This window comes from Blastomonas aquatica, from assembly GCF_014639875.1.
Taxonomy (GTDB): Bacteria; Pseudomonadota; Alphaproteobacteria; order Sphingomonadales; family Sphingomonadaceae; genus Blastomonas; species Blastomonas aquatica.
Genome location: NZ_BMGD01000003.1, coordinates 810884 through 830169, shown reverse-complemented (window position 1 = coordinate 830169; position 19286 = coordinate 810884). Strand labels below are relative to the sequence as shown.

Sequence of the window (19286 nt, the reverse complement as noted above, 5' to 3'; positions counted from 1 at the left end):
GCTCGGCGATGATGCGTTGTGTGACCTCAGAATAGAGGCTGATGCGGTTGGTAATGTTTTCCATGGCCTTGTCTCCTTCCATCCGGCCCCGGCCCGGAAGGGGCGCTGGGGGGCGGCAGACAGGAGCTGGCAGCCACGCTGCAACGGACGGCGCGCATGCGACAAGCACCGCAACGAAGTGGAGGACCCGCAACGCGGGTTGCGCGCTGGCCTGGCGTGGCTAGAGGCGATTGACGCACCCCGGTGTCCCGCCCGAGCGGGGCTAACGCCGCCGCAAAGCGGCGACCGCAGATGCGCTGCTGAACGATGAAACATTGTGAGATGCCGTGAGCAGAAATATTCTGCTTACGCCGCCATGTCCGGCGATCGGCTAGCAGCGCTCCCCTGCCCCATTGCCTGCGAGATAGCCGCATGTGGCTCGATTGACGCGCAGCGGCACATCGCCAATCTCATCGCAGGCAGGGGCAGACCACATCACCGGATGGAGACAATGGCCATGGCATCCCATGCACCCGACAGGTTCCTGCGGCTCAACACCGTGCTTGATCGCACCAGTCTTTCAAGAGCGACGCTGTACCGCAAGATACAGGCGGGCACATTCCCGAGGCAGGTCAAAATCGCAGAGCGATGCTGCGGGTGGCGGGAATCGGCTGTCGAAGAGTGGCTGCAGAACCCGATGTTCTATGGGGTCAGCGATTGAGCGGGCTGAGCTGGCTGGGGCCGACAACGTTGCTGGAGGTTTGTCCCGAGCGTTAGGATTGAGGGGGCTGAACCTATCTCGCGCGCCAAAGCATTGCAGAACACGATCAGTTCGGTAAGCCGCCAGTCAGCTTTGCGCCCTAATATCGGTCATTAGGCTGGTCGTCATCGCTTCCTGAAAGCGGTCATAAGGGCTTCGCGGCAAGAACGTCCGCTTTATTTCGCGCGAACCAGTTGGAGCCCGTTCTTTGTTCTTGGCCAATCACGGCCAAGGAGAATGACGATGACCTACTCTCACCTTGACCCTGCGATGCAAAATCGCGTGGCCTGGAATGCTGGCAAAAATGTCGGTACGAAGCGGCCTCTCACTCAGAAGCAGATCTGGGCGATCCGCTTCTTTCTCGACCGCGAGGAGCGACTGCGCGACCGCGCGCTGTTCGATCTCGCCATTGACAGCAAGCTGCGCGGCTGTGACCTCGTGAAGCTGAAGATCGGCGATCTGGTAGCTGGGACCGATTTTCGGACGCGGGCACTGGTGATCCAGCAGAAGACAGGCCGACCTGTGCAGTTCGAGATTACCGCTGACGCTCGCGGGAGCCTTGCGACATGGCTCCAGCGCCGTCGCGGTACAGCTGAGGACTATGTGTTCCCCAGTCGGTTCGATCACAACTCCCCGATGAGCACGCGCCAATATGCCCGGCTAGTAGATGAATGGGTTACAGCCATCGGACTGCGGCGCGAAGACTATGGCACGCATTCGATGCGGCGAACGAAGGCCGCGATGATTTACCGTGCCACAGGCAACCTCCGCGCGGTGCAGATCCTTTTGGGGCACACCAAAATTGAAAACACCGTTCGCTATCTGGGTGTCGACGTGGAGGATGCGCTGATCCTTGCTGAGCGTACGGAAATCTGACTTTGAAGGCGGCCGTCGGGCATTGCCCGATGGCCGCTACCGGTGAGCGCAGAAAACCTAAGGCTCGACGGAAACTGGGGTGGAAATCGGAAATCGCGAAAGCTAGACAATCGAGGCCATGAACCACCCTCAGATGCTCACTAAAATTGACGTCAGCCAGCTTGCAGACGCGTTCCCCATGTCGATGAGGACAAACGCGGTCGAAGCCGGAATGGTGGTCCATGGCCTTCTTGATCCACGACAATGGGCCAACCAAGTGAGCCTTCTAGTTGGCGGAGAGAAAATACTCGTGCCGCGACGGCTGCAATATAGCGAGGCCCAAAGCGCACCCTCGAATGACGGCCGCATCGCGCAAATGGCCGCCTGTCTCCAAACTCAGAGTTCCAACGGCTTTGACCGGCAGCGTGCTTTGCGATCACTTCTACCCGCGGTGCAGCCATGGTCTGCACCCTTTGTGGTAACCCTGATTGGTGAGTATGTCGTCGAGATCATCGAGGACATCGCAGGTGCGACATCCCCGTCAAATCTTGACGCGATGATCTTGTTTATATCCGAAAATACTGCCTATTGGAAACTGACTAAGCAGCGCGTGGCCAGTTACTGGAACGTCTACTACAGGCATAAATACACAAAGCTGAATTACCCCGGATTTCAGTTGGTGAGGACACTTGAAACTGGGCTACGCGCACGCGCTACGTGATGTCCGGTTTGGGGTCGTTTCCTGAACGGCAGCTTTTTTTGGAAATGCTCGGATAACTGCCGGTCAGGTTGCAGGAAGCGCCAAGCGGCTGATGTATGGCTGATTATGGGTGGAAAATGGCCCTATAGAAGTCGACCGACTACACGGATTGGGGTGCGCGTTTCGACAATTTTCTGTCCGGTGTAGCTGCCGCCCCGAAACTGCAGGCACTGCGGCATTTGAAAGTCGTTCGGACGGGCAAATATCAGACTTCGCAGTTCGAAAACTTGCGTCGTTGGATGCTTGTTTAGGGCACCGCGCACGGCGTTGAAGTTATCAAATTGGAAGCCTTCAAGGTCAGGGTCGGTCCCGACGTTGGTCACTAGGCCAGAAGAACAGTCGACAATGTAAACATGAGGATAGACCTGCCAGTAGACAATTTGTTCAACGGCTTCCCGCCTTATCAATGCCTTAACTGCTACCCAAACGCCTGCGCGATCGGGGCGAGCGGATGATGCGTGCGGGTCCCCCTCAACTTCTTTCGCTGATGCTACGCTGGCAACTGCCTGTGTCGCATCGATTTCGACCGAGCACCCAGCAAAAAGCGTTGCGCACCACACCGCGAAGAAGAGTAAAAACGGCTTCACATCCCTAGCATAACGCTTGCTACCCACGTCCGCTATGGGGTCGAGTGCAGAACGGCGGCTTTTTTCAGCAATGCTGGGATGGTTGCCCGTCAGGTTTCAGTATTGGATGTGAGTGCGCCCCATGGCCGAAATTCGGTGGTTAGCCGTCGTTGCGCTGGGCCATAAAAATCATCCAGCCAGCGAACGCTATCGGCGCATACATCAGGGCGACGAAGAAAGCCCAGCTCAACCACTCCCCTGACGCGAGCAATGATGCGTCAGGCAAAAACACGATTTTGCCTGCCCAACCAGCCACGAAAACCCAAATAACTGCTGCGGCAATCAATGAGATCAGAGCATAGACGAGGTAGGTTGCACGCATGTCTGTGGGATACCACATTCTGTGCGCAAGGTCAGCAGCGGGGTCGCTTCCAGAGCTGCAGGTAAAAGCGACAAACCGAAAAAATCTGCGCGGGGGCTTGCGACCCCATTGCAGAAGTTCAGAGCGTTGTTCAAACTGCTAGCCATGGATTGGAGCGAAATTGGACTATGGGCGGGGGCGTTGGTCTTGATTGCCGCCTTTTTCATGTTACCTCGGTGGTTCTCGTTTCGCCACAGAGCAATAGCTGGAACAATTCTATTCCCGCTAGGTTGGGCTGGGGTTTTCAGCGGCATTGCAGTTGGAAACCGGCCTTTCATGCAATCAGAAGCGGTGGCATATACTTGGTTAGGGATCAGCTGCCTGGCCATTGTTTTGGCTATAACCCTCCTCGTGCCGGTATTTTTTGAATGGCTGAGAAAACGCCGAAAACCAAAGCGCACGACTGAAAGTTGGCGTGGCGGTCATTTGAAAAGATGAGCGACTACTTTCCACCCAAATGCAGCCGTGGGATGCTCTATGGCGGCTACCTGAAACCCGACATGCGGCTTCAGCCCTTTCGTGGCCAGGACCTGCCATTCAACAACCGGCCCATTTGCCGTACTTCCGAAAATGCCGAACCAGCCGTTCACCACAGCACCTTATTGGTTGCACTCAGCCGCCATCGGTCACCACCAAGGCCCCGACGTTCGTTGCCTCGCGCCGCCAAGCTCCGCAGATCTCCGGAATTGGAGCAAAACCGTCGATCCCGGTTCGTCGCCCGAATGACGGGTCTCGGCGGGAACGAACAATCCGGTTCTCCACGGATGTCGTCGTCGATTGACCAAAAGTCGGCCGGTTAGAGTGGTTCGCACTCTCGTGACGGCGTGTCGGGAGAGTTGAGCCTGGGAAGAACGATCGTCGCTATCCCGCTTTGTTTGCAGGTCGCGGTACGACCTTGTTCATGCCGACCACGCCGCCAACGCAAAAGCGACCCCAGGCATTCATCAGTTTGACGCGTTCACCCGGCTGGCCCGGAGTGCCAAGATAGGTGGTACGGCGATAGGCAGCCTGCACCGCATCGGGCGTCTTGTGAGCTAGCGCCGCCTCGACGACGGGATCAGCAAAGCCCTCGTTCGCCGCCCAATCAGTGAATGTGGAGCGAAATCCATGAACGTGGAACGGCTCGCTCATGTCGCGCAGCACCTTAAGCAACGTCATGTCAGACATCGGTTTGCCCGCCACACCGGGGAAAACAACATCGGTGTCCGGAAGCCGAAAAGCATCCGCTTTCGCCAGCACCGCCTGTGCCGCGTCAGAGATCGGAACCATGTGCGCCTTGCCCCGCTTCATGTGATCGGCCGGAATAGCCCACAGACGGCCTTCAAGATCAAATTCAGACCATGTCGCTAGCCGGACCTCTTGGCTGCGGACGCCTGTAAGAATAAGCAGTTCGAGGGCCATCCGCCCAAAAGATGGCTTACGCCGCAAAGCGGTTATAAAGGCGGGCAAACCAACATAGGGCATTGCTTTGCGATTCTCTCGCGATTTTACCTGCCGGGGCAACCCGCGCCCTGCCTTCAGACTACTATTGCCTGAAGGTGCCTCGGTTGAGCGCCAGCCTTTAGCGTGAGCATAGTCCAGCACGGCACAAATCCGGTTGCGCACTTGGCGAGCGGTCTCAGGAATTTCCTGCCAGATCGGTTTCAGCACCGTGATGATGTCGGCGGCTGTAATGCTGCCGGTCGGCACATCGCCCAATTTGGGAAACGCATAGTTTTCCAGGCTGGCGAGCCATTGGCGCGCATAAACGGCACTTTTCCAGCCCGCCCTATTTTCTGCATGATACTGGCGCGCGGCGTCGCAGAAAGTCACCTTCGCTGCTGCTTCGTCTTTTTTCTCCATCACAACATCGCGCCGATCAACCTTGACCGCTTTGCGCAGCTCTACGGACTTACGCCGGGCCTCTGCGAGTGACAGAAGCGTGGCACTTCCCAGCCCGATGTCCTGGCGCTTGCCGTCGCGCTGCAGACGCAAGAGCCAGTATGCTCCGCCTCTCTTGTCCACCCTGAGGGCTAGCCCATCACCGTCGTGGTAGGTACCGGGATTCGACAATGCTGCCCTGATTGCAACGACTGTGAGTTTGCCCATCGCTTACTCCCACACTTAATCGCCATTTGCGGAAATTGATCGGTGTGGGAGTAAGGCGATTTACTCCCACATCCCTCCCACATTGGCAACCGGCTGTAGTGATACAGCACAAGACGCGCCTAGACGATAAAGGCAATTATACGCTTGAATTTCGGGGATTTCTAGGGATTTCAGCAGACCCTCTCAGAGCAGAGGGTGGTGGACAGGGCTGGATTCGAACCAGCGTACGCTCTCGCGGGCAGATTTACAGTCTGCTGCCATTAACCACTCGGCCACCTGTCCACACGCATTTCCCTGGTGTGTGGCCCCGCGAGCGAGGCCGTATTTGCCGAGAGGCGGTCCCTTGAACAATTCGCGCTTGCCTGTCAATGCCGACAGGACGAAAAGCGAAAGCATCCCGACCCCCGGCGATGGCATCGCCCATGAAAGATCCGAAGAATATGGCAAAGCGCGGCGTGCGCAACCGGCAGCGAAAGGCCGGTCTTGAAGGTGGCAAGTTTCCCCGTTTCTGGGGCACCCATGCGGTGGAAGCCGCTTTCAACAATCCTGAACGACAGATTCGCTGGATTCGCGGCACCCGTGAGGCGCTGGCGCAATTTGAACTTCCCGCTGGCGTTTCGGTCGAATTCGCCGATGTCGCTGATCTGGCCCGACTGGTGGCGCGCGATGCGCCGCATCAGGGCGTTGTGATCGAGGTCGAACCGCTTGACGACATGCTGCTGGCCGAGGTGCTGTCGGGTGATCCGCTCCGTCCGGTTGTGGTGCTCGATCAGGTGACCGATCCGCACAACGTCGGCGCGATCTTCCGGTCGGCTGCGGCGTTCGATGCGGCAGCTATCGTCACGCAGGACCGGCATGCCCCGCCCGAATCGGGCACCATTGCCAAAGCGGCCTCCGGCGCGCTCGAGATCGTACCCTGGGTCCGGGTGGTGAACCTTGCGCGCGCGCTCGAGGAGATGGCCGAGGCAGGCTATTGGCGGATAGGACTCGATGGCGACGCGGAGGACACACTGGCCCAAACTCTGGGCGCAGGGCCGATCGCATTGGTGCTGGGCGCCGAGGGCGAAGGCCTACGACCCAATGTCGCGGGACATTGCGACGTTCTGGCAAAGCTGCCGATCAGCTCGGCGATGGAAAGCCTCAACGTCTCGAATGCGGCTGCGATTTCCCTCTATGCAATTCGGATGGACCGGGGAGAAGGCTGATGCCGATAGGGGGGCGGATTGCTGTACAGATAGCGGCGATCGCAGCGGCGATGCTGCTGCTCACCGGCTGTCTGCTCACCCCAGGCAAGTTCACCGCCAACATGACGGTGATGCGCAACGGCGGTTTCACTTTTGCCTATCGGGGTGAAATCCACATGATGGGCCTGTCGCAACTGGTGGCGATGGGCGCAGCGATGGACAACAAAACCGGCAGCTTCATCCCCAACCCCTGTTACGGCGATCCGGCGCAGATCGATGGCGCTGTGCTCAAGACAGCACTGCTGCAGGATGGCGAGGATTGGGCCGAAGACACGTTCGAGCGCGAATGCACCGAGACCGAAATCGAGCGACAGAAAACCGAATGGGACGACCAGGTCGCAGCCAAAAAGGCCGAGGACGCGCGGATGCTCGAAATGGTCAAGGGGTTGCTGGGCGGGATCGACCCGAGCTCTCCGGATGCGATCGAGGAGTTCATAGTCCGGATCAAGAAGCAGAAGGGCTGGCGCGACGTGGTCCATCAGGGCGACGGACTGTTCATGATCGACTACACGGTTTCGGGCCGCATCGACCAGGACTTTACCTTTCCCGTGATCGAGAAAACGCAAGGGCTTTCGCCTTTCGTCGTTGCGGCAGCGCGCGCCAACGGTGCGGTGCGCATTGATGCCCCCGCGTTTGCCGCGACCGGGAGCGAGGGCGGGATGGGTGGCGGAATGGCGGGGCTGATGCAGATCATGCGGGCGTTTGGCAGCAGCAGCGACAGCGAAGAGGCAAAGATGTTTACGAGCCTTCCCAAGCCACAGGGAAGCTTTACCATCCGCACCGATGGCGAGATTCTCACCAACAACACTGATGACGGCCCTGTCGCGTCGGATGGCATGAAGGTGCTGCAGTGGACGATCAACGCGCGTCGTACAAAGACCCCCGAGGCGCTGATCATGCTGGACCCGGCTTGACCGACATTGCATGGTGGAGCCCCGTTCCAATGGGTCGCGCCGAAGGGATTGACCGATGAAAATGTTCCGACTGATCGCGGCCCTAGCTACACCGTTGCTACTAACCGGCTGCCTGTTATCTCCCGGCAAATTCGCTTCGACCCTCGACCTGCAACGCGATGGCACCTTCGCGTTCACCTATACAGGCGAGATCGTCGTCACCGACACGGCCTCGCCCCCGGCCGAATTCGCTGCAAGCCCCTGCTATGATGAAACGACCTCTGAAGAGCGCGAATGCAAAACGGCCGAGCTTGATCAGCAGCGCAAAGATTTCGCCGCCGCGCAGTCCGCCAACCAGGCCGAGGCCGGGGCGATGACGCAAGGCATGGGCGATTTCGGCAGCGAGGAGAGTATAGCCGAACTGATCGGCGAATTGAAAAAGCAGGATGGCTGGAAATCGGTAACCTATCGCGGCAACCGCATCATCGATGTCGAATATGCAATCTCCGGCACCTTGAGTCACGGCTTTTCGTTTCCCTTGATGGATGGCGGCGCAGCGGTGATGCCGTTCGTCACGATGACCCGGCGCAAGGATGGCAGCGTCAAGATCACCGCACCCGCGTTTTCGAACGGCGGAGTTGGTGGTGAAATGGCTGGCCTTGGCGCACTGGCGGGCGCCGCAGGTACACCCGGCAAAGCTTCGCAGCCCAAGCCCGAAGGCACCTTCACGATCACCACCGATGGCCGCATTCTGACCAACAATACCGAAGACGGCCCAGTCATGAGCGCGGGCAAGTCCGTGCTGACATGGCTGGTCAACAGTCGCCTGGACAAAGGCCCCGAGGCACTGATCGGCCTTGCGGGCCAGTAACGGATCGCCTAGCTGTCCCGCCATGCAAGGTTTGAAGTTTTTAGCGGGTTCGCTGGCGTGGCTGGCGGTAGCGACGTTGGCCGGGTGTACCGAGCGACCCACCGATGAAATGCTCCGTCCGCCGCCAGAGGTTGCCCGGGTGCTTTCGATTTTGGGTAAGCAGACTGCGGATTCCTCGCGTCGCTTCGCGAGCCAGGCGCAACGCGAATCTGGCCGCCTGATCCGGCGCTCATCGGCGATTACCGGCCCTGTGCTGGCCCAGGCGATCCGACACGCCGAAGCACAGGCATCGCGTGCTGGCGCAAAGCCGATTCCGGATGATATGACCGAGGTGCTGGCACCGTATTTCGATGCCGAGCTGCTCAAGACAGTCCGCTGGACCATCGGCACCGGCCGCATCGACCTGGGCACCTTCCTGACCGAAAGGTACATGGATGAAGGCGCGGTGGCGTTGAACCGGCAGGTGGTCTTCTCCAGCGAGCGGCTGACTGAGAATGTGTGGATCTGGGCGCACGAACTGGCCCATGTCGAGCAATATCGACGCATGGGCATCAATCGGTTTGCTGCTGCTTATATTTCCGACTGGCAGGCCATCGAACGCGAGGCAACTGACAGGGCCAACGCCGTCACCGCAGCCATTCGCAAGGCTGGGTGAGCGACATTACCGGGCATTGAACGGCACAGCGCAGATGCAGAGGCATTAAAAAAGGTGGTACATTGCTGCACCACCTTTTTATCGTGTCGGTGTCGGCCATGGAGGCCTCTGGCTTGGCGAGCCACGCCAGCTTAAAAATGCGCGTTCAGGCCCTGCGCGAGTGGCGCATTCGAGGGTTCAGTTGACGGCATCCTTGAGGCCCTTGCCAGCCTTGAACTTGGGCTGGGTCGATGCCTTGATTTCCATTTTTTCGCCCGTGCGCGGGTTGCGTCCGGTCGATGCCTTGCGCTTGCTGACCGAGAATGTTCCAAATCCGACGAGACGGACTTCGCTGCCCTTGGCAAGCGCGCCACTGATCGAATCGAACACCGCTTCTACCGCTTTGCTGGCATCGATTTTGCTGAGGCCGCTCTGATCAGCGACTGAAGAAATAAGATCATTCTTGTTCATGCCGTAGGAACCCCCTGATTATTGTTGGAAATTTACTGAATCGCGGCTTTGAGGGGGTTGAGTTAGAACCACTTATTTCCCGCTGTCAAAGGGAAAAGCGCGTGTTTCCGGGCGTTTTATCGCATTGTTACGGTAATTTTGGCACACGAGTGACAGGTTGGCAGGATGCTGCAATGCACCATCCCGCCCCGAAAACCTGCCTCAATGCGTGACAGCACCGCCCGCGATATCGCCAGTACCAACTCGTGGCTGTGCAGCCAGCTCGTCAGCCTCGGTCCAGTCGATCGCCACCAAAGGATCAACCAGCGCAACGCGGAGCACCTCATCGACATGGCTGACAGGAATGATCGTCAAACCCTGCTTGGCATTTTCAGGAATCTCGGCAAGATCCTTTTCGTTTTCCGCAGGGATCAGGACGGTGGTGATTCCGCCGCGCAATGCTGCGAGCAGCTTCTCCTTGAGACCACCGATCGGTAGCACACGGCCACGCAGAGTAACTTCGCCGGTCATCGCGACCTCGCGGCGAACCGCATTGCCGGTGAGCGTCGAGATGATCGAGGTAACCATGCCGATACCCGCCGACGGACCATCCTTGGGCACCGCACCTTCGGGAAGGTGGATGTGGATGTCCTTGCGCGCGAAGATACTGGGCTTGATGCCGTACGACGGAGCGCGTGCCTTGACGAACGAGAACGCTGCCTGCACCGATTCCTGCATCACTTCACCCAGCTTGCCGGTGGTCTTGATCTGCCCCTTGCCTGGGACGGTCACCGCCTCGATGGTCAGCAGCTCGCCGCCCACTTCGGTCCAGGCCAGGCCCGTCACAGCGCCGATGTCGTTCTCGGTCTCGCCAATGCCGTGACGATACTTGCGCACCCCGGCAAAGTCGGAAAGGTTCTCAGGCGTTATGACCACGCCCTTGTCCTTGCCTTCGAGGATCCGGCGTAGCGATTTGCGCGCAAGCCGCGCAATTTCGCGTTCCAGCGTCCGCACACCGGCCTCGCGCGTGTGATAGCGGATCAGGTCGCGCAGGCCGTCTTCGGTCAACTCGAATTCGCCCGCCTTCAACCCGTGCGCCTCGATTTGCTTGGCGATCAGGTGCCGCTGGGCGATCTCGACCTTCTCGTCCTCGGTGTAACCTTCCAGCCGAATGATCTCCATGCGGTCGAGCAGCGGCTGCGGCAGGTTCAGGCTGTTCGCAGTGGTCACGAACATGATGTCCGAAAGATCGATGTCGATCTCCAGATAATGGTCCTGGAACTTGCCGTTCTGTTCGGGATCGAGCACCTCGAGCAGCGCCGATGCGGGGTCGCCGCGGAAATCCTGGCCGAGCTTGTCGATCTCGTCGAGCAGGAACAGCGGATTGCTGGTCCCTGCCTTCTTGAGATTGTTGACGATCTTGCCCGGGAGCGAGCCGATATAGGTCCGGCGGTGGCCGCGGATCTCAGCTTCGTCACGCACGCCGCCCAGCGACTGGCGCACAAACTCGCGCCCCGTCGCCTTGGCGATCGAACGGCCGAGCGAGGTCTTGCCGACACCCGGAGGACCGACCAGACACAAGATCGGGCCCTTGAGCTTGTTGGTCCGCGCCTGCACGGCGAGATATTCGATAATCCGATCCTTGACCTTTTCGAGCCCGAAATGGTCATCGTCGAGCACCTTCTGCGCTTCGGTGATGTCCTTCTTGAGCTTTGATTTCTTGCCCCAAGGCAGTCCCAGCAGCACGTCGAGATAATTGCGCACGACGGTGGCTTCGGCCGACATCGGCGCCATGCCGCGCAGCTTCTTGAGCTCGGAGGTCGCCTTGGCCTTGGCTTCGGGCGACAATTTCAGTTTCTCGATCTTGGCGGCGAGTTCGGCAACACCATTGCCATCATCACCATCGCCATTGCCCAGCTCGGACTGGATCGCCTTGAGCTGCTCGTTGAGATAATATTCGCGCTGGGTCTTTTCCATCTGGCGCTTCACGCGGCCACGGATCTTCTTTTCGACCTGCAGCACACCCAGTTCGCCCTCCATGAAGCCGAACACCATCTCCAGCCGCTTGACCGGGTCATCCTCGGTCAGCAGGCTCTGCTTGTCAGCAACCTTGACCGAGATGTTCGCCGCGACCGCATCGGCAAGCTTTGCGGCATCATCGATCTCGGCCAGCTGGACCGCGGTTTCAGTCGGCAGCTTCTTGTTGAGCTTGGCGTAATTTTCAAACTGGTCGACGACCGAGCGCATCAGCGCGTTAACGTCAGTACCGCTCACCGCGCGAGCGGGCAGCATCTCGACTTCGGCGACCACATGATCATCCGATTCCTCCAAGCGATTGAGCCGCGCGCGCTCACCACCCTCGACCAGCACGCGGACCGTGCCATCGGGAAGCTTGAGCAATTGCAGGACGGTCGCAACAACGCCGATATCGTACAAATCATCGCGATCGGGGTCGTCACGCGCCGGGTCGAGTTGCGCGACGAGAAAGATTTCCTTGTCCTGCTCCATCGCCCGCTCGAGCGCGGCAACGGATTTGTCGCGGCCCACGAACAGCGGCACGATCATCTGCGGAAACACCACGATGTCGCGCAGAGGAAGCAGGGGATAGGTCTGGAACATGGTCAATTCGGTTCAATCCATCTTGGCTGGGTGCGCCGGTGCATCGGCAGCCTCACAGCCTATTATATGGTCACAGCTATAGGTCTCGGCAAGCGACCCTGCATCAGCCCGGGTTAACGGGATCAGAACGGCAGTTTGAAACCTGCAGGCAGCGCCATGCCCTGCGCCATCTTGCTCATCTCTTCCTCGCTGGCGCGATCCGCCTTGGTGCGCGCGTCGTTGAACGCAGCGGCGATGAGATCTTCGAGCATCTGCTTCTCGGCAGGGATGATCAGGCTGTCGTCAATCGACACGCCCAGAATGCGACCCTTGGCAGTCGCCTTGACCTTGACTAGGCCGCCACCGGCGGCGCCTTCGACCTCAACCGACTCAAGCTTGGCCTGAGCCTCGTTCATCTGACGTTGGACGGTCTGGGCGGCTTCCTGCGCCGCAGCCATCATTTCTTCCATGCTTTTCATGCCTTGGCACTCCGTGTTGGCAGGTTGTCGCCTTCATGTGGGGAGGTTTCCGCCGCAGTCCAGTCAATTTCCGCATCGGGAAAGGCCGCCTGTGTCGCCACGACCAGCGGATGGTTCAAGATTTCGTCACGCAACGCATTCTCGGCCAGCTTTTCCAGCTCAGCGAGGCTTGGCGAGGCATCGCCACCACCGCGCTCCACCTGCCAGCGCCGCCCGGTAATGTCAGCCAAGGCCTCGCGCAGCAACGGGACATAGTCGTCACGCCCGGTGGCGGACTGATAGGTCAACCGGTCCTCGCCAATCTCCACCGGCCGCATATCGGTGCGCACCTGGCCCGCCAGCAGCAACCTTCCAGCATTGTCGAGAAGATCGACGATATCCCCGATTGTCCGGATCTCGCCAACGGGTCTGACGGGCTGAGGATTGGCCTGGGCGCGCAGTGGCAGACTGGGTTCCCCATATTCCGCCATGTCCCAAGGCGGCGGCGATTCCTCGGATTGCGGTGCCTTTTCGGGCTGCGGACGCGAAGGTTCGGCAGCTGCTGACGGAGGAACAACGCTGCCTTGAGTTTCCGCCATCCGGCGTGCCAGTGTCCCCGGATCGGGCAGCGTCGAGGCATAAAGCGCACGCAGCAGCGCCATCTCGCAGGCCTCGCGCGGCACAGGCGCAGATTCGATCTCGTCATGCCCCTTCAGCAGCAACTGCCACAGCCGGTGCAGGCTGGCGTTGCCAAGCTTGTCGGCCCAGTCCGCAAGCGCGGCGCGGTCTTCCTCGCCGTGCACCGTGCGCACTCGGCCTGCTGCCTTGTGCAGCGTGATCGCATGAACCATCGCCAGCAGCCCACGCATCACGGCCACCGGATCGACACCGAGCCCGTGCTGCGCATCAAGGTCGGCGAGCACCGAATCGGCTTCGCCAGCGATCAGATGCGCAAACAAGCGCCGCATGGAACCGCGGTCGGACAGGCCCAGCATGCCCCGCACCTGCTCGGCGCGCACAGCGGCAGAGCCTGTATCGTCGCTGTGCCCACCCAGATCGGCATGCGCGATTGCCTGATCGAGGATCGACAACCCGTCGCGCACAGACCCTTCGGCCGCATCGGCGATCATCGCCAGCGCGTCGGGCTCGGCGACGACGGATTCCTTGACGCAGATCTCGGCGAAATGGCTGGCGAGAAGTTCGGACGGTATGCGCTTCAAGTCGAACCGCTGGCAGCGTGACAGCACGGTCACCGGCACCTTGTTGACTTCGGTCGTCGCAAACAGGAACTTCACATGCGGCGGCGGCTCTTCCAGTGTCTTGAGCAAGCCGTTCCACGCCTGTTTCGAAAGCATATGCGCTTCATCGATGATGTACATCTTGTAGCGCGCCGACACGGCGGCATAGCGCACCGCCTCGGTGATCTCGCGGACATCGTCGATACCGGTGTGGCTGGCGGCGTCCATCTCGATGATGTCGATGTGGCGACCCTCGGCAATCGCGACGCAGGGCTCGCACACCCCGCATGGCGCGATGGTCGGGCCGCCCTGCCCGTCCGGGCCAATGCAGTTCAAAGCCTTGGCGATCAGCCGCGCGGTCGAAGTCTTGCCGACACCGCGAACCCCGGTCATCAGGAAGGCATGCGCCAGCCGTTCGCGCCGGATTGCATTGCCCAATGTCTGGACCATGGCATCCTGCCCGATCAGCTCGGCAAAGGTCTGGGGGCGATACTTGCGTGCCAGCACGCGGTAAGCCTGCCCGGTCGCTGGGGTTGCCGCTGGAGCGGCAACCGGCGGCAGGTCGAGACCCAGCCCTGGCATCATTGCCTCGTCTTGGGGTTCACTATCCAGGTCTGACTGCGGGGAATCATGCATGACAGGTGATTAGCCGCTGGCGCGCGGGGATGGAAACGAAACCGCGCGGCTGTTCAAAAACCGCCCGGATTGTCGGATGCGCTTGCGAAATGTGGATTGGTAGGAGCCGGACGACCCGCGGCGAAAATCGTTGTGGCTGCTTCCTTCCGGACCTGACCAGATTGGCGACGGCTACGTCCGCCCGACTCCCGCTGCGCATATGGCGACAGTTTCAGCGGAAAGCAAGCCGGGCTGATTCAGATGGCCCTGGTCCGATCACATGCCTTGCATGTCATAGCTATCGGCCGGAACACGCACGGTCAGGCTCTGCCATTCATCGCGCAAGAAAATCTGGCACGACAAGCGTGATGTGCGGGTCACCGCGACGGCAAGATCGAGCATGTCTTCTTCCATCTCGACCGGCTCGGGAAGCTTGGCGAAATCCGCCGCATCGATGATAAGATGACAGGTCGAGCAGGCCATCTGGCCCTCGCAGGTGCCCTCGAGAGGCAGTCCGTGCGCCTGCGCGACATCGAGCAGCCGGTCGCCATCTTGCGCCTGCACGGTCTGGCGGCTCTTGCCGTCGGCGCTGATGAAAGTCACCTCGATCATAGGTTACCCTGTCTGGCTAAATGTCGCAGAATTGATCAGATGCGCGGCGCGCTCGATTTCGTCAACCGTGGTATAGCGTCCAAAACCGAGACGGATCGACGAACGGACTTTCTGCGGCGGCAGGCCCAGAGCGGTCAGCACATGGCTGGGCCGCCCCGAGCCGCTCGCGCAAGCCGAGCCTGCCGAGAATGCGACACCGCGAAGATCCGAGAGCAGCCGCGACACGTCCAGCCCGTCGCGCCGCAGGTTGAGGTTGCCGGCATAACGATGATCGAGCGAGCCGTTGACCGACCAGCCATCGAACAAGGCGAGCGCGGTATCGCGGAGCAATGCGACATGCGCAGCATCGGCCTGCTGGTTGTGCTGCGCAACGGCTGCAGCAGCCCCGAAACCGGCACACAAGGCTGGCGACAACGTTCCCGACCGCAACCCCTGCTCCTGACCACCACCGTGAATCAGCGGTTCCAAAGCAACGCCATCGCGCACCCACAGGGCGCCGATGCCCTTGGGGCCGTGAATCTTGTGCGCGCTGATCGCAATCAGATCGGCAGCTTGCGGCAACGCGACCCGGCCATAGCCCTGCACTGCATCGCACAGGAACAACGCGCCCGCATCCTGCGCCAGTTCTGCGAGCGCCCCAACCGGCTGGATCACCCCAATCTCGTTGTTGACCAGCATCGCGGCGATCAGTGCGGTATCGCCATCGATGGCTGCACGCGCCTGATCCAGATCGACCAGACCTTCTCCATCCACAGGCAGCACGTGCAGCGCAAACCCTTGTGTTTCCAGCCACAGGCAGGTGTCGATCACCGCGGCATGTTCGGTCGCGATGGTGACGATCTTGCGCCGCGGTGCCTGCGCTGCCAACACCCCGCGCAAGCCCATGTTGAGCGCCTCGGTCGCGCCGCCGGTAAATATCACCCGTCCGCTCGCCGGCATCAGCGAGCCGATCTGGGCGCGGGCCACCTCGACCGCAGCGGCGGCCTTGCGCCCGGCGGAATGCGCGCTGTGCGGGTTGGCCCAACCGGTTCCGCCGGTCATATCTCCGAGCCACGGCTGCATCGCCTTGAGAGCCTCCGGCGCGAGCGGCGTGGTGGCCTGATAATCCAGATAGATCGGCGCGGGCGCGGCCATCAGGAGCGCACCCGTTCGGCCATCGCCCGCCACAGCTCGATAAAGCGATAGACATGCGCACGGGTGGTCGAGGGGCCAAAGCTCACGCGAACGACTTCACCCGCCGCCTTCTCGTCCCAGCCCATCGCGGTCAGCACCGCGCTGGTCTTGAGCGTGCCGGACGAACAGGCACTGCCCGCCGAGACCGATACGCCTGCCAGATCGAACTGGATCAATTGCGCATTGGCCTGCACGCCGGGCATACGATAGCTGCCGATCGTCGGCAGCCGCGGCGCACCATGGGCTACGACCTCGCCGCCCGCGCCCCGAATGGCGCTTTCCAGCTGATGGCGCAGATCGGCAGCGCGATCGATCCAGTTGCGCGAGACCGATAATGCTGCGGCAAATCCCAGGGCAGCGGGAACGTTCTCCGTCCCGCTGCGATAGCCCTTTTCCTGCCCTCCGCTGGGATTGAGCGCGCCAGGATCGCGCACCAGCAACGCGCCAATGCCCGGTGGCCCGCCCAATTTGTGTGCGGACACGACGATAAAGTCTGCGTTCGGCAGCGGTATCTTGCCCGCACTTTGCGAGCAATCGCACAGCACCAGCGCCTTCGCCTCGTGCGCCAGCGCGGTTACCGCCACGATATCCTGCTGCACCCCGGTCTCGCTGTTGACCGATTGGACGATCACCAGCGGCCGCTTCGACCCTGTATCGAGCGCGCGCTGCAGGCTGGCCATCACCAGTTGCCCGTCAAGATCGACTGCCAGCCGCAACACCGATCGCGCATCGGGTGCGCGTTCGGCGATGCGCTGCACCGCGTCGTGCTCTGTCGGCGAAATGATCCAGCCATCGGTCTTGCTGGACAGCATCGCCAGCGCGATCGCCTCGCTGGCCCCGCTGGTCAGGATGACTTCGCCATCCCAATCCAGCGCTCCCGCGATCTGGCGCCGTGCGTCTTCAAGCGCTGCCCTCGCGGCGCGGCCATCAGCATGAGGTGACGAAGGGTTGGCCCAAAACTCGATCCCTGCCATCATCGCCGCGCGTGCCTCGGGCAGCACCGGCGTGGTCGCTGCATGGTCAAGATAGATGCGCGGTTCGGCCATGCTGCGGATCAGATCGGGCGGGGATAGCAACGGTTCATCGCGTCCATCTAGCCGCCGCACGCCGCATTGCCACGCATTTTGTTGCTTTTTGGGGGTCGGATTGCGTATAGGCCCTGTTCCTCGGCGCGGCGTCAGCCACACCGGGCCGCACCGCCCGTGCGGTTTCCAGTCTTCCGAAAGTCCCGCAAAATATGCCTGCCGTCATCTTCCCCGGCCCCGAAGGCCGCCTTGAAGGGCGCTTCAGCCCTGCCCCACGTCCCCGCGCACCGGTTGCGATGATTTTACACCCCCACCCGCAGGGCGGTGGTACGATGAACGACCGGATCACTCAGGCGCTGTACAAGACCTTCGTCCGGCGCGGCTTTGCAACGCTGCGCTTCAACTTCCGCGGTGTGGGCCGCAGCCAGGGCACGTTCGACAATGGCATCGGCGAACTGTCCGATGCGGCCGCCGCACTCGACTGGGTCCAGAGCTTTCACCCTGAAGCGCAGACCACCTGGGTTGCAGGCTTCAGCTTCGGCGCGCTGATCGGCATGCAGCTGCTGATGCGGCGTCCGGAAATCCGCGGCTTCATCTCGGTCGCGCCGCCCGCCAATATGTATGACTTCAGCTTCCTTGCCCCTTGCCCCGCATCGGGTATCATCGTGCAGGGCGCCGCCGATACCGTGGTCACCCCGGGCGCGGTCCAGAAGCTCGTCGACAAGCTGCGCACCCAGAAGCATATCACCATCCACCATGACGAGATCGGCCGCGCCAACCACTTCTTCGAGCATGAGCTCGATGATCTGATGCACTCGGTCGACAACTATCTCGACATGCGGCTGGCGCCGGATTCGCCTATCCGCTGATCGCGAGCCGACCCGGATTCGCCGATCCGCTGATCGCGGTCCGGCCCGGATTCGCCGATCTGCTGAACGCGAGCCGGCGTATCCATTAGCCTTACGGAGCGATCAGCCGACCTTTACGGTCTGCTCGATCGCGCCGAAGATGGTGTGTTCGCGGTCGTCATGGACATCGATGCGGACGACGTCGCCGTCGGTGAGGAACGGCGTGGTCATCGCGCCTGAGGTGATCTTCTCGACCATCCGCACTTCGGCAAGGCAGCTATAGCCCAGGCCGCCGTCTGCGATCGGACGTCCGGGGCCGCCATCGGCATCGCGGTTGGATACCGTGCCCGATCCGATGATCGATCCTGCGCGGACTCGGCGGGTCTTGGCGAGGTGGGCGATCAGCACACCGAAATCGAAGGTGCAATCATCGGACGCGACCGCGCGGCCAAACGGCTTGCCGTTGAGATCGACCATCAACGTCCGGTGAAGCTTGCCGTCCTGCCAGTAATCGCCGAGCGCATCGGGGGTGACGAACACTGGCGAGAATGCGCTTGCGGGCTTGGACTGGACGAAACCGAAGCCCTTGGCGAGCTCGTCCGGGATCAGATTGCGCAGCGACACATCGTTGACCAGCCCGACCATCCGGATGTAGCCGCGCGCCTCGTCCGGCGTAACACCCTGCGGCACATCGCCGGTAACGACCACGATCTCTGCTTCGAGATCGCAACCCCAGGCTTCGTCCTTCAAGACGATATCCTCGCGCGCGGCCATGAAGTCATCGGATCCGCCCTGGTACATCAGCGGATCGGTCCAGAAGCTTTCGGGCAGTTCGGCACCGCGTGCTTTGCGGACCAGTTCAACATGGTTCACATAAGCCGACCCGTCGATCCACTGATACGCGCGCGGCAACGGCGCTGCGGCGTCGTGTTCGTGGAAGCGCTCGCGCGGGATCGCGGCATGCTCCAGATCACGCGACAACACTTCGAGATACGGTGCCATCCGGTCCCAATCGTCGAGCGCGGCCTGCATCGTGGGGACCAGATGGCTGGCATCGGCATACCAGGCCAGATCATTGGAAACGACGACCAGACGGCCATCGCGACCGCTCTTGAGGGATGCGAGCTTCATAGGGTCGGGTTCCTTCTGCTGTTCTGGGTCAATCCGTGCTGACGCTTTAAATTATTGCGCAGCATAG

General features: G+C 60.9%; 20 protein-coding genes, 1 tRNA gene and 1 other RNA gene. 9 read left to right on the top strand and 13 right to left on the bottom strand.

What is annotated here, in order from left to right:
* Positions 1-496 precede the first annotated feature (496 nt).
* From IEW00_RS11835 to IEW00_RS11825, 3 genes are all read left to right on the top strand, one after another.
* Entirely contained in the window at positions 497-700 is a 204-nt protein-coding gene (locus tag IEW00_RS11835; protein ID WP_188514551.1) for a helix-turn-helix transcriptional regulator, read from the top strand.
* Between the two features lie 282 nt (positions 701-982).
* Positions 983-1615 carry a tyrosine-type recombinase/integrase gene (locus IEW00_RS11830; RefSeq protein WP_188514631.1) on the top strand — a complete coding sequence of 211 codons (633 nt, stop codon included), beginning with the start codon at positions 983-985 and terminating at the stop codon, positions 1613-1615.
* Positions 1616-1733: 118 nt separating this feature from the next.
* Positions 1734-2315 carry a hypothetical protein gene (locus IEW00_RS11825; protein ID WP_188514550.1) on the top strand — a complete coding sequence of 194 codons (582 nt, stop codon included), beginning with the start codon at positions 1734-1736 and terminating at the stop codon, positions 2313-2315.
* A gap of 122 nt (positions 2316-2437) precedes the next feature.
* Here the strand turns inward: IEW00_RS11825 and IEW00_RS11820 are convergent, their stop codons facing one another.
* Together IEW00_RS11820 and IEW00_RS11815 are read right to left on the bottom strand one after the other, a co-directional pair.
* The gene (locus IEW00_RS11820; protein ID WP_188514549.1) at positions 2438-2941 is read right to left on the bottom strand and encodes a hypothetical protein; all 504 of its coding nucleotides are present in this window, start codon (positions 2939-2941) and stop codon (positions 2438-2440) included.
* Between the two features lie 139 nt (positions 2942-3080).
* Positions 3081-3302 (bottom strand): hypothetical protein, encoded by a 222-nt coding sequence (locus IEW00_RS11815; RefSeq protein WP_188514548.1) that lies wholly within the window; start codon positions 3300-3302, stop codon positions 3081-3083.
* A 21-nt stretch (positions 3303-3323) separates the two neighbouring features.
* Here IEW00_RS11815 and IEW00_RS11810 point away from each other — a divergent pair, with 21 nt between their 5' ends.
* Positions 3324-3779: a hypothetical protein gene (locus tag IEW00_RS11810; RefSeq protein ID WP_188514547.1), complete on the top strand. Its 456-nt coding sequence runs from the start codon at positions 3324-3326 to the stop codon at positions 3777-3779.
* A gap of 423 nt (positions 3780-4202) precedes the next feature.
* Here IEW00_RS11810 and IEW00_RS11805 read toward each other — a convergent pair whose 3' ends face one another.
* Together IEW00_RS11805 and IEW00_RS11800 are read right to left on the bottom strand one after the other, a co-directional pair.
* On the bottom strand, positions 4203-5429 hold the full coding sequence (locus IEW00_RS11805; RefSeq protein ID WP_188514546.1) for a tyrosine-type recombinase/integrase: 1227 nt from the start codon (positions 5427-5429) through the stop codon (positions 4203-4205).
* A 196-nt stretch (positions 5430-5625) separates the two neighbouring features.
* Positions 5626-5711: transfer RNA gene (locus IEW00_RS11800), tRNA-Tyr, on the bottom strand.
* A 140-nt stretch (positions 5712-5851) separates the two neighbouring features.
* Here IEW00_RS11800 and rlmB point away from each other — a divergent pair.
* Genes rlmB through IEW00_RS11780 form a run of 4 tightly spaced genes read left to right on the top strand, consistent with a single transcriptional unit; the run spans position 5852 to position 9092 of the window.
* The gene (rlmB, locus tag IEW00_RS11795; protein ID WP_373282631.1) at positions 5852-6634 is read left to right on the top strand and encodes a 23S rRNA (guanosine(2251)-2'-O)-methyltransferase RlmB; all 783 of its coding nucleotides are present in this window, start codon (positions 5852-5854) and stop codon (positions 6632-6634) included.
* Positions 6634-7587, top strand: a complete 954-nt coding sequence (locus IEW00_RS11790) for a hypothetical protein (protein ID WP_188514545.1) — start codon at positions 6634-6636, stop codon at positions 7585-7587. Before rlmB ends, IEW00_RS11790 begins: the two co-directional genes overlap by 1 nt.
* 55 nt (positions 7588-7642) lie before the next feature.
* Positions 7643-8437 carry a hypothetical protein gene (locus IEW00_RS11785; protein ID WP_188514544.1) on the top strand — a complete coding sequence of 265 codons (795 nt, stop codon included), beginning with the start codon at positions 7643-7645 and terminating at the stop codon, positions 8435-8437.
* Positions 8438-8459: 22 nt separating this feature from the next.
* On the top strand, positions 8460-9092 hold the full coding sequence (locus IEW00_RS11780) for an eCIS core domain-containing protein (protein WP_188514543.1): 633 nt from the start codon (positions 8460-8462) through the stop codon (positions 9090-9092).
* A 177-nt stretch (positions 9093-9269) separates the two neighbouring features.
* On the opposite strand, the gene IEW00_RS11775 is transcribed toward IEW00_RS11780, so the two are convergent.
* The 8 genes from IEW00_RS11775 to IEW00_RS11740 form a co-directional block, all read right to left on the bottom strand.
* Positions 9270-9542: an HU family DNA-binding protein gene (locus IEW00_RS11775; protein WP_188514542.1), complete on the bottom strand. Its 273-nt coding sequence runs from the start codon at positions 9540-9542 to the stop codon at positions 9270-9272.
* A gap of 201 nt (positions 9543-9743) precedes the next feature.
* Positions 9744-12140 (bottom strand): endopeptidase La, encoded by a 2397-nt coding sequence (gene lon / locus IEW00_RS11770; protein WP_188514541.1) that lies wholly within the window; start codon positions 12138-12140, stop codon positions 9744-9746.
* 122 nt (positions 12141-12262) lie between these two features.
* The gene (locus tag IEW00_RS11765) at positions 12263-12598 is read right to left on the bottom strand and encodes a YbaB/EbfC family nucleoid-associated protein (RefSeq protein WP_188514540.1); all 336 of its coding nucleotides are present in this window, start codon (positions 12596-12598) and stop codon (positions 12263-12265) included.
* Positions 12595-14451 carry a DNA polymerase III subunit gamma/tau gene (locus IEW00_RS11760; RefSeq protein ID WP_188514539.1) on the bottom strand — a complete coding sequence of 619 codons (1857 nt, stop codon included), beginning with the start codon at positions 14449-14451 and terminating at the stop codon, positions 12595-12597. Before IEW00_RS11760 ends, IEW00_RS11765 begins: the two co-directional genes overlap by 4 nt.
* A 96-nt stretch (positions 14452-14547) precedes the next feature.
* Positions 14548-14643, bottom strand: an RNA gene (ffs, locus tag IEW00_RS11755) — signal recognition particle sRNA small type.
* Positions 14644-14706: 63 nt separating this feature from the next.
* The gene (locus IEW00_RS11750; RefSeq protein WP_188514538.1) at positions 14707-15042 is read right to left on the bottom strand and encodes a 2Fe-2S iron-sulfur cluster-binding protein; all 336 of its coding nucleotides are present in this window, start codon (positions 15040-15042) and stop codon (positions 14707-14709) included.
* Between the two features lie 3 nt (positions 15043-15045).
* Positions 15046-16176 carry a cysteine desulfurase family protein gene (locus tag IEW00_RS11745; RefSeq protein ID WP_188514537.1) on the bottom strand — a complete coding sequence of 377 codons (1131 nt, stop codon included), beginning with the start codon at positions 16174-16176 and terminating at the stop codon, positions 15046-15048.
* Positions 16176-17261: a cysteine desulfurase family protein gene (locus IEW00_RS11740; protein WP_188514536.1), complete on the bottom strand. Its 1086-nt coding sequence runs from the start codon at positions 17259-17261 to the stop codon at positions 16176-16178. Before IEW00_RS11740 ends, IEW00_RS11745 begins: the two co-directional genes overlap by 1 nt.
* Before the next feature lie 191 nt (positions 17262-17452).
* On the opposite strand from IEW00_RS11740, the gene IEW00_RS11735 reads away from it, so the two are divergent.
* Positions 17453-18109 carry an alpha/beta hydrolase gene (locus IEW00_RS11735; protein WP_054132952.1) on the top strand — a complete coding sequence of 219 codons (657 nt, stop codon included), beginning with the start codon at positions 17453-17455 and terminating at the stop codon, positions 18107-18109.
* Positions 18110-18211: 102 nt separating this feature from the next.
* Here the strand turns inward: IEW00_RS11735 and IEW00_RS11730 are convergent, their stop codons facing one another.
* Positions 18212-19219, bottom strand: a complete 1008-nt coding sequence (locus tag IEW00_RS11730) for a fumarylacetoacetate hydrolase family protein (protein ID WP_188514535.1) — start codon at positions 19217-19219, stop codon at positions 18212-18214.
* Positions 19220-19286 lie beyond the last annotated feature (67 nt).